This window comes from Stenotrophomonas sp. UBA7606, assembly GCF_002477705.1.
In the GTDB taxonomy this organism is placed as follows: Bacteria; Pseudomonadota; Gammaproteobacteria; order Xanthomonadales; family Xanthomonadaceae; genus Stenotrophomonas.
On the sequence record NZ_DLJW01000087.1, the window covers coordinates 1 to 10,193 of the forward strand.

Consider the following 10,193-nt stretch of genomic DNA (forward strand, 5'->3'; position numbering starts at 1 on the left):
TCGGACGAGACGTCCTGGGCGAATGCAGCGCCGGTAATGGCCAGAGCGGCCACGGCGACCGCGATAGAACGCAACTTCATCAAACTGTTCTCCAGGGAAGGTGTCTCAGGGCAACCATGCCGCTTGAGGCGACGGGTTAGGATAGCCGTCACAAAGGCGCTCCGCCACTGACGACCCGGGCTCTGACCCACATGGGTTCGATTTAGTTCAAAACTCACTTTTTTTTAACTTTTCAGGAGCTTCACCGTATGTCCGACGCCCCGGTCTCGATCGCCACCCGCGACGGTATCCGCACCATCACCGTGCAACGTCCGGAAAAGCTCAATGCATTGAACCGCCAGACCCTGGAAGCCCTGGATGCGGCATTCGCCGCGGCCGGCCAGGCCGACGACGTGCGCGTGGTGGTCCTGACCGGGGCCGGTCCCAAGGCGTTCGTGGCCGGTGCCGACATCGCCGAGATGAATGGCCTGACCCCGGTGCAGGGGCGCGACTTCTCGCTGGTCGGCCAGCGCCTGATGCGCCGCATCGAACGCCTGGAAAAACCGGTCGTGGCGATGATCAACGGCTTCGCGCTGGGCGGCGGCATGGAGCTGGCCATGGCCTGCCACCTGCGCATCGCCGCCGACAGCGCCAAGGTCGGCCAGCCGGAAATCAACCTGGGCCTGCTGCCGGGCTTCGGCGGCACCCAGCGCCTGCTGCGCCTGGCCGGGCGTGCCGCGGCGCTGGAGCTGTGCCTGCTCGGCGCGCCGATCGACGCCGCCCGCGCCCAGCAACTGGGCCTGGTCAACCGGGTGGTGCCGGCCGCCGAGCTGGAGGCGGAGACGCTGAAGATCGCCACCCAGTTGGCCCATGCCGCGCCGCTGGCACTGCGCGGCATCCTGGACGCGATCAACGTCGGCGGCGAGTGCGGCATCGAGGAAGGACTGGAGTACGAAAGCGCGCAGTTCGGCCTGGCCTTCTCCACCGAGGACATGCGTGAAGGCACCTCGGCTTTCCTGGAACGCCGCAAGCCGGAATTCAGGAACCGCTGAGCTGCACCGATGCCTGTCGTGACCGCCACACCGCAACAGCTGCTGCAGTTCATCGCCGCCGACGACCTGGACGCGGCCGTGCGCGCCGGGCTGATGGAGTACGCGCCCGAAGCCGCCGGGCTGGATGCCGCGCAGGTACAGCCGTTGCTGGAAGCACAGCAGCGCCTGCGCCAGGCCTGGGCCGCGCGTGAACGCCACCGCGCGCGCGATGCACGGCTGGCCCGGCGCGCGGCCGAACGCGAAGCACGCCGCGCGCCACCACCGGCACCGGACCACAAACCCGCCCTGCCCTCGGCAGCGGCCGCCATCCTCGCCCGTGCCAAGGCACGGGCCGCGGGAAAGCCCACTGCATGACTGCCCCCACCGTGAAGAAAGCCGCGGCACGCAAGGCCGCGCCCCGCAACGCCGCCACCCCACCAAGCGCCACGACGGTGAAGAAGCCGTCGACGCCGCGTGCCGGCAAGCGCATGAGCCGCGAGGAAGTGCGGGAGATGTTCACCCGCCTGTGCGAGCTCAACCCGCACCCCAAGACCGAACTGGAATACAGCACGCCGTTCGAACTGCTGGTGGCGGTGACGCTGTCGGCGCAGGCCACCGACGTGGGCGTCAACAAGGCCACCCGCAAGTTGTTCCCGGTGGCCAACACCGCCCAGGCCATCCTCGACCTGGGCGAGGAAGGGCTCAAGCGCTACATCGCCACCATCGGCCTGTTCAACGCCAAGGCGAAGAACGTCATCGCCGCCTGCGCGATCCTGGTGCAGAAGTACGGTGGCGAAGTGCCCGCCGACCGCGCCGCGCTGGAAGCCCTGCCCGGCGTCGGCCGCAAGACCGCCAACGTCGTGCTCAACACCGCCTTCGGGCAACCGACCATGGCGGTGGACACGCATATCTTCCGCGTCGCCAACCGCACCGGCCTGGCGCCCGGCAAGGATGTGCGCGCGGTGGAGGATGGCCTGTTGAAGGTGATCCCCGGGGAATTCCTGCAGGACGCGCACCATTGGCTGATCCTGCACGGCCGCTACGTCTGCAAGGCGCGCAAGCCGGACTGCCCGCAATGCGTGATCCGCGATCTGTGTCACTTCAAGGACAAGACAGCCGACGCCTGAGCGCGGCCGGCTGCCATCTGCACGACACCTGACCGTAACAGCGCCCGCGTCCAATACGCGGGCATGGGCGTTGCGTGCGCGGCAGGTCGTCGCCGGACTGTCACATTTACGCAATCTTTACGCCCTAGCCTTCGCAGCATCCTCAACCTGCCTGCAAGGCTACCCATCCATGAAACTGCATCGCCAACTCCTCACTGCAGCCGTTGTGTCGGCGCTGTTTGTCCCAGCCGCACACGCCGAAATTGCCATCGATGTCATCGGCGGCTCCGAAATCACCTTCGAAGGCCTGGTGCAGGCTGATGGCAACTGGTTCGACAACGACCGCGCCGACCTGAACGGCGTCGCCAAGAACGGCAAGGACAGCGAGTTCGAGCTGCGCCGCGCCGAGCTGGTGCTCAAGGGCAAGGGCCCGGGCAACGTCGAGTGGGTGGTGGGTTACGACGCCAAGGCCGACAAGTTCCTGGACACCAACATCAAGTACAAGCTGGGCGGCAACAGCAACCACTTCCTGCAGGCCGGCCAGTTCAAGCAGCCCAACAGCCTGGAAGAACTGTCCAGCACCAAGAACAACGACTTCATCTCCAAGGCCACCGTCACCAACACCTATGCCGTTGCCCGTCGCCTCGGCGTTGGTTACGGCGTCGGCGACGCCAACTGGTCGGTCACCGCCTCGGCCTTCGGCCGCGAGCTGACCCGCGACCTGGCCCATGGCAGCGGCTACGGCGTGCGCGGCACCTTCGCCCCGATCAATGAGAAGGGCAACATCCTGCACCTGGGCCTGAGCTACGTCGATTACGACACCGATGCCGACACCCTGCGCTGGCGCGCGCGCCCGAACGCCGACCTGGCCACCGTGCGCCTGGTCGACAGCGGCGACCTGAAGGATACCGACCGCCTGAGCACCATCGGTGCCGAAGCCATGTACGTGCATGGTCCGTTCAAGGCCCAGGGTGAGTACTACAGCTCCAAGGTCAAGCGCTACGACCACGATAACTACAGCACCGACGGCTACTACATCAGCGGCGTGTGGAACGTCACTGGTGAGACCTGGGGCTACAAGGGTGGCACCCCGAGCCTGGGCCTGCCGGATGAGCCGGGCCGTGGCATGTGGCAGCTGGGTGCACGCTTTGACAGCATCGACCTGAACGACGGTGGCCTGCGTGCCCCGGCCGTGGCCGGCGGTGCCCCGCTGGTGGACGGCGTGCTTGGCGGCAAGATGGACATCTGGACCGTGGGTGCCAACTGGTACTGGCGCTCCAACTTCAAGGCCTCGCTGAACTACGTGATGGTCGACAGCAAGAAGTACAGCTCCAGCAGCCAGGCATTCGTCAGCGACAAGCCCAACATCCTGGAAGCCCGCCTGCAGTTCTTCTGGTAAGCAGCGACTGCAAGCAGTACACGGACGCCCCGCAAGGGGCGTCCTTCGTTTGCGGCAACGGTATGCTGTGGGTTGATGCCCGCACCGGATGCCACCATGCGCCTTGCCTTGATCACAATGCTGCTCGCCCTGCCCTTCTTCGCCCAGGGCCAGGACTGTGGCGATGACAGCGCCGCGCGCATCACCCGCGCATACCAGCAGCGCGACAGCCAGGCCCTGCCCGAACGTACCGGCTGGGCCATCGATGCCAGCCGTGGCGCCTGCCGGGTGTGGCCGGCCGACACGCGCCTGACCTTGATCGCGGTGCCACTGCTGGGGCCGGAAGAAGCCAATGGCGACGTGCAGGCCGGCGATCTTGACGTCCTGGTCGTTGACAGCAACACCTTGCAGCCGCGTGCCGCCCTGCGCCTGCCCGATGCGGTCAGCAGCGATGCGATCCGGGTTGACGGCATCTATCTGGATACCGCCCGTTACCGGCTCGGCGCCGATACCCGTGCCTTCGGCGTGCGCGTCACCCGCAGCGGCTCCTCCCGCGCCAATCCCTTCGGCGAGGAACAACTGCAGTTGTTCGTGCACGACGGCAGCCGCCTGCTGGCAATCACCGACCCCATCGTCATGCAAAGCAACGGCGGCGAATGGGACACCAACTGCGCCGGCGAATTCCAGCAACGCAGCCGCACCCTCGAGGTCGGCCCGCCGCCGGCCCAAGGCTGGGCGACCTTGTACCTCCGCGAACGCGGCGACTACACCGAGCAACACGAGGATGCTGGCGGCAACTGCAGTGAGACCCGCACATCGCTGCCAGCCAAGCGTTACACCCTCACCCCACAAGGCCAGCACTACCCGCTGCCGGATGCGGTGAAAGCCGCGTTCTGAGCGCATGAAACGCTGTCATGCATGCGTCATATGACAGACGCTGCATTGTCATCAAATGGTTATGGAATAGGCGCCGGGCGGAACTCACCGCACATTCACCTCCCAGGAGCCATTCGTGATCCACGCCATCAAATCGCGCGCAGCCATCGCCATCCTCGCTGCGTCGTCCGTGTTCGCCGCCAACGCTGCCGATGTCACCGGCGCTGGCGCGTCCTTCATCTACCCGGTCATGTCCAAGTGGTCGGCCGACTACAGCGCCGCCACCAGCAAGCGCGTCAACTACCAGTCCATCGGTTCGGGCGGCGGCATTGCCCAGATCAAGGCCAACACCGTGGACTTCGGCTCGTCCGATGCCCCGCTGAAGCCGGAAGAACTGGCCTCCTCCGGCCTGGTGCAGTTCCCCTCGGTCATCGGCGGCGTGGTGCCGGTGCTGAACGTGCCGGGCGTTGACGCCGGCGCGATGAAGCTCGACGGCCCGACCCTGGCCAACATCTTCCTGGGCAAGATCAGCAAGTGGAACGACCCGGCCATCGTCGCCCTCAATGCCGGCCTGACCCTGCCGGACACCAAGATCACCGTCGTGCACCGCTCGGATGGTTCGGGCACCACCTTCAACTTCGTCAACTACCTGTCCAAGGTCAATGCTGACTGGAAGACCACCGTCGGCGAAGGTACCTCGGTGCAGTGGCCGGTAGGCATCGGCGGCAAGGGCAACGAAGGCGTCGCCGCCTACGTCAAGCAGATCCGCGGCTCGATCGGCTATGTCGAGTTCTCCTACGCACTGCAGAACCGGCTGACCTTCTCGCGCATGAAGAACGCCGCCGGCAATTTCGTGCAGCCGCGTGACGAGACCTTCTCGGCCGCTGCCGCCAGCGCCGATTGGGGCAATGCGCGTGACTTCTACCTGGTGATGACCAATGCCCCGGGCGAGCAGTCCTGGCCGATCACCGCCACCAACTTCATCCTGATGCGCAAGCAGCCCAAGAGCGCTGAAGGCGCCAAGGCGACGGTCGAGTACTTCCGCTGGATCTACGCCAACGGCGACGCACAGGCCCGCCAGCTGGACTACGTGCCGCTGCCGGACGCACTGGTCCGCCAGATCGAGACCTACTGGCAGCAGAACCTGAATTATTGAGTGTAGAGCCGACGGGACCCTCTCCCTCGTCGCCTCAGGCGCGGATCGAGCGATCCGCGCCTTTTTTTTGGGGCCCCCATCAAGCCCAGCCCCATGTAGAGCGGAGACATGCTCCGCTGGGGCTTTACCGGGCAAGCCCTCTGCCGAGCATGGCTCGGCACTACCTAGCTTCACCTGTAGAGCGGAGACATGCTCCGCTGGGGCTTTACCGGGCAAGCCCGCTGCCGAGCATGGCTCGGCACTACCTAGCTTCACCTGTAGAGCGGAGCCATGCTCCGCTGGGGCATTACCGGGTAAGCCGCTTGCCGAGCATGGCTCGGCACTACCTAGCTTCATCTGTAGAGCGGAGCCGTGCTCCGCTGGGGCGTTACCGGGCAAGCCGCTTGCCGAGCATGGCTCGGCACTACCTCGCTTCATCTGTAGAGCGGAGCCATGCTCCGCTGGGGCGTTACTGGGCAAGCCCTCTGCCGAGCATGGCTCGGCACTACCCTTCCGTGCTTCCCAACTGTGTCATCAACACTTTGGCCAGGGCGATTTTCTGCCGCTTTCGTCGCTACAAGGGCCATTGATTCTGTTGCCTTTTTCAGATTTTTTTCACGATGTAATCAGGCTGTAACAAAAACATCATTTCATAGCCGCATCCGCCGGCGCTGCCGGCATTTCTCCCGCTATGGAGTGACGCATGAAGCTGCACACGACCGGTCTTGCCGCCCTTTCGCTGGCCATCGCCCTGGGCCTGTCAGCCTGTGGTGACAAGGGCAACCAGGCCGCTGCCAACCCGGACGCCGCAGGTGCCGCTGCACCGGCCGCCGGTGACAAGGTTGCCGCCGAGATTTCCGGCGCCGGCGCATCGTTCATCTTCCCGCTGGTGTCCAAGTGGTCGGCCGACTACAACGCCGCCACCGGTGCCAAGATCAACTACCAGTCGATCGGCTCGGGCGGTGGTATCGCCCAGATCAAGGCCGGCACCGTCGACTTCGGTTCCTCCGACAAGCCGCTGTCCAGCGAAGAGCTGGCACAGGCTGGCCTGGGCCAGTTCCCGTCGGCCATCGGTGGGGTGGTGCCGGTGGTCAACCTGGAAGGCCTGCAGCCGGGCCAGCTGCGCCTGACCGGCGCTCTGCTGGCCGACATCTTCCTGGGCAAGATCAAGAACTGGAACGACAAGGCCATTGTCGACGCCAACCCGGGCGTGACTCTGCCCGACACCAAGATCACCCTGGTGCACCGTTCCGACGGTTCGGGCACCACCTTCAACTTCTCCAACTACCTGTCCAAGGTCAGCGGCGAGTGGAAGGACAAGGTCGGCGAAGGCACCTCGGTGCAGTGGCCGGACGGCGTCGGCGGCAAGGGCAACGAAGGCGTTGCCTCCTACGTGCAGCAGATCAAGGGCTCGGTCGGTTATGTCGAGCTGGCCTATGCCCTGCAGAACAACATGCCGTATGCCTCCATGCAGAACGCTGCCGGCAGCTGGGTGCAGCCGACCGCGGAAACCTTTGCGGCGGCCGCTGCCAGCGCGGACTGGGCCAACGCCAAGGATTTCAACCTGGTGATCACCAACGCCCCCGGCGCCAATGCCTGGCCGATCACCGCTACCAACTTCATGCTGATGCACAAGCAGCCGAAGGACGCCAAGCGCAGCGCCGACACCCGCGCGTTCTTCAAGTGGGCCTTCGAGAACGGCCAGGCACAGGCCAACGAACTGCACTACGTGCCGCTGCCGGCCGAGCTGGTCACCCAGATCGAGTCGTACTGGGCTGCCGAGTTCAAGTGACGCACTGGCGCGGGGCCGCCCTGCGGCCCCGCCTTTGCCAGTGCGTCATCCCCGCGCAGGCGGGGATCGCTCTTGATTCTGCTTTTGATTCTGCTGTTGCTGTTGCTTTTGCTTTTGTTCCTGCCCTTGCCGTTGAAGTCACACGCAACATCAACGGCAGGAGCGATTCCCGCCTTCGCGGGAATGACGGCTTAAAGGCGATTCCCGCCTTCGCGGGAATGACGGCTTAAAGGCGATTCCCGCCTTCGCGGGAATGACAGCTTAAAAGCGATCCCCGCCTACGTGGGAATGACGAACAAAAGCAGAAGCGACGGCTACCCCCTCCATCGAGGGACTGATATTTCACCGCATCCTCCCGGGCCCCTGCCGCTGCCATGAATGCCATTGCACCGTCCCTAGCATCCGCGCCCACCTCTCGCGATCTGCGCGATGCACGAAACGACCGGCTGTTCCGCTGGTTCCTGATCGCCACCGTGATCTTCGTCCTGGTCGCCCTGGCCAGTGCCGCCCTGTCCATGCTCTGGGGTGGCCGCCACGCGCTGCAGGAGCAGGGCCTGAGCTTCTTCTACTCCTCCGACTGGAATCCGGTGGAGAACAAGTTCGGCGCATTGGCGCCGATCTACGGCACCATCGTCACCGCCCTGATCGCCATGCTGATCGCGGTGCCGGTGAGCTTTGGCATCGCCTTCTTCCTCACCGAGGTAGCGCCGCGCTGGTTGCGCGGCCCGGTCGGCACCGCCATCGAACTGCTGGCCGGCATCCCCTCCATCATCTACGGCATGTGGGGCCTGTTCGTGCTGGTGCCGGTGATGACCGAATACGTCACTCCGTTCCTCAATGAGACCCTGGGCGAATGGCCGATCATCGGCCCGCTGTTCCAGGGGCCGCCGCTGGGCATCGGCATGCTCACCGCCGGCTTCGTGCTGGCGATCATGGTCATCCCCTTCATTTCCTCGGTGATGCGCGAGGTCTTCCTCACCGTTCCCACCCGCCTGAAGGAATCGGCCTATGCACTGGGTTCGACCAAGTGGGAAGTGAGCTGGGACATCGTCCTGCCCTATACCCGCTCGGCGGTGATCGGCGGTGTGTTCCTGGGCTTGGGCCGTGCGCTGGGTGAAACCATGGCAGTGGCCTTCGTGATCGGCAACAGCGTGCGCCTGACGCCGTCGCTGCTGGAACCGGGCACCACCATCGCCGCGCTGATCGCCAATGACTTCGGCGAGGCCACCGAAACCTACCGCTCGGCCCTGCTGCTGCTCGGCTTCGTGCTGTTCATCGTCACCTTCGTGGTGCTGGCACTGGCCCGCCTGATGCTGATGCGCCTGTCCCGCAAGGAGGGCAACTGATGTCCGCTTCCGCTGACTCCCTGTACCTGCGCCGCCGCATCACCAATGGCGTGGCCCTGTTCCTGGGCTGTGCGACTGCGCTGTTCGGCCTGTTCTTCCTCGGCTGGATCCTGTGGACGCTGCTGTCCAAGGGCCTGCCCGGCATCAACTTGAACCTCTTCACCAAGATGACGCCGCCGCCGATGCAGGAAGGTGGCCTGCTCAACGCCTTCTTCGGCAGCGCGGTGATGTGTGCGCTGGCGATCGGTATCGGCACGCCGCTGGGCGTGGCCGCCGGCACTTGGCTGGCCGAGTACGGCAATGCCCGCAAGGCCGGCACCGTGGTGCGCTTCGTCAATGACATTCTTCTGTCGGCACCGTCCATCGTGCTCGGCCTGTTCGTCTACACCCTGTATGTGATGCAGACCGGCGGCCAGTTCTCGGCCTTTGCAGGCGCTCTGTCGCTGGCGTTCATCGTGCTGCCGGTAGTGATCCGCACCACCGACGAAATGCTGCGACTGGTGCCGGTGCAGATGCGCGAAGCCGCACTGGCACTGGGCGTACCGCAGTGGAAGGTGATCATGCAGGTGCTGTACCGCAGTGCCATGGCCGGCATCGTCACCGGCATCCTGCTGGCCCTGGCCCGCATCTCCGGCGAAACCGCACCGCTGCTGTTCACCGCCTTCGGCAACCAGTACTGGAACAGCAATGTGTTCCAGCCGATGGCCTCGGTGCCGGTGGTGATGAACCAGTTTGCCGGCAGCCCCTATGAATCCTGGCAGGTCCTGGCCTGGGCCGGTGCACTGGTCCTGACCGTGTTCGTCCTGCTGGTCAGCCTCTCCGCGCGCGGCCTGCTGCTGCGCAACCGCATCTCAAACGATTGATCCCATGGACCTCCCCATGAACGACCTCAGCAACGCCGTACCGATGCAGCGCATCAACGTGCCCGCCGCCAACCAGTCGCTGCACACGCCTGCGCCGGTCAAGCTGGCGGCGCGCGGCCTGGACTTCTACTACGACAAGTTCCATGCGTTGAAGAACATCAACCTGGAGATTCCGGAAAAGCGCGTCACCGCGCTGATCGGCCCCTCCGGCTGCGGCAAGTCCACCCTGCTGCGCATCTTCAACCGCATCTACGCGCTCTACCCCAAGCTGGAAGCGCGCGGTGAGGTGCTGCTGGACGGCGAGAACATCCTCGCACCCAAGTACCCGATGAACCGCCTGCGCTCCAAGGTGGGCATGGTGTTCCAGAAGCCGGTGCCGTTCCCGATGACCATCTTCGAGAACGTGGCCTACGGCATCCGCCACCACGAAAAGCTGTCCAAGGCCGACATGACCGTGCGCGTCGAGCAGGCCCTGCGCCAGGGCGCGCTGTGGGACGAAGTGAAGGACAAGCTCAACCAGAGTGCGCTGGGCCTGTCCGGTGGCCAGCAGCAGCGTCTGTGCATCGCCCGTGCCGTGGCCCTGCGCCCGGACGTGCTGCTGCTGGACGAGCCGACCTCGGCGCTGGACCCGATCTCGACCAGCCGCATCGAGCAGCTGGTGGAAGAGCTGAAGAACGACTACACCAT

General features: G+C 65.2%; 10 protein-coding genes and 1 pseudogene. 10 read left to right on the top strand and 1 reads right to left on the bottom strand.

Annotation, left to right across the window (positions count from 1 at the left end; translation table 11 throughout):
• A pseudogene (locus B2527_RS11015) lies at positions 1-80 on the bottom strand (FKBP-type peptidyl-prolyl cis-trans isomerase); the annotation flags it as partial.
• Positions 81-248: 168 nt separating this feature from the next.
• Between B2527_RS11015 and B2527_RS11020 the strand changes: the two are divergent.
• The 10 genes from B2527_RS11020 to B2527_RS11065 form a co-directional block, all read left to right on the top strand.
• Positions 249-1,031 carry an enoyl-CoA hydratase/isomerase family protein gene (locus B2527_RS11020; RefSeq protein ID WP_293712063.1) on the top strand — a complete coding sequence of 261 codons (783 nt, stop codon included), beginning with the start codon at positions 249-251 and terminating at the stop codon, positions 1,029-1,031.
• 9 nt (positions 1,032-1,040) lie between these two features.
• Positions 1,041-1,385 (top strand): hypothetical protein, encoded by a 345-nt coding sequence (locus B2527_RS11025; RefSeq protein WP_293712066.1) that lies wholly within the window; start codon positions 1,041-1,043, stop codon positions 1,383-1,385.
• A 113-nt stretch (positions 1,386-1,498) separates the two neighbouring features.
• On the top strand, positions 1,499-2,137 hold the full coding sequence (gene nth / locus B2527_RS11030) for an endonuclease III (protein ID WP_293712088.1): 639 nt from the start codon (positions 1,499-1,501) through the stop codon (positions 2,135-2,137).
• Between the two features lie 169 nt (positions 2,138-2,306).
• The gene (locus B2527_RS11035; RefSeq protein WP_293712069.1) at positions 2,307-3,515 is read left to right on the top strand and encodes an OprO/OprP family phosphate-selective porin; all 1,209 of its coding nucleotides are present in this window, start codon (positions 2,307-2,309) and stop codon (positions 3,513-3,515) included.
• Positions 3,516-3,611: 96 nt separating this feature from the next.
• The gene (locus B2527_RS11040; protein ID WP_293712071.1) at positions 3,612-4,391 is read left to right on the top strand and encodes a hypothetical protein; all 780 of its coding nucleotides are present in this window, start codon (positions 3,612-3,614) and stop codon (positions 4,389-4,391) included.
• 115 nt (positions 4,392-4,506) lie between these two features.
• On the top strand, positions 4,507-5,526 hold the full coding sequence (pstS, locus tag B2527_RS11045) for a phosphate ABC transporter substrate-binding protein PstS (RefSeq protein ID WP_293712074.1): 1,020 nt from the start codon (positions 4,507-4,509) through the stop codon (positions 5,524-5,526).
• 682 nt (positions 5,527-6,208) lie between these two features.
• A complete protein-coding gene (pstS, locus tag B2527_RS11050; RefSeq protein WP_293712077.1) occupies positions 6,209-7,297 on the top strand; it encodes a phosphate ABC transporter substrate-binding protein PstS in 1,089 nt (362 codons plus the stop codon).
• A gap of 374 nt (positions 7,298-7,671) precedes the next feature.
• The gene (gene pstC / locus B2527_RS11055; protein ID WP_293712080.1) at positions 7,672-8,643 is read left to right on the top strand and encodes a phosphate ABC transporter permease subunit PstC; all 972 of its coding nucleotides are present in this window, start codon (positions 7,672-7,674) and stop codon (positions 8,641-8,643) included.
• Positions 8,643-9,506: a phosphate ABC transporter permease PstA gene (gene pstA, locus B2527_RS11060; RefSeq protein WP_293712083.1), complete on the top strand. Its 864-nt coding sequence runs from the start codon at positions 8,643-8,645 to the stop codon at positions 9,504-9,506. The genes pstC and pstA overlap by 1 nt, the downstream gene beginning before the upstream one ends.
• Before the next feature lie 16 nt (positions 9,507-9,522).
• On the top strand, positions 9,523-10,193 hold a 671-nt coding region (locus tag B2527_RS11065; RefSeq protein WP_293712086.1), incomplete at its 3' end, for a phosphate ABC transporter ATP-binding protein.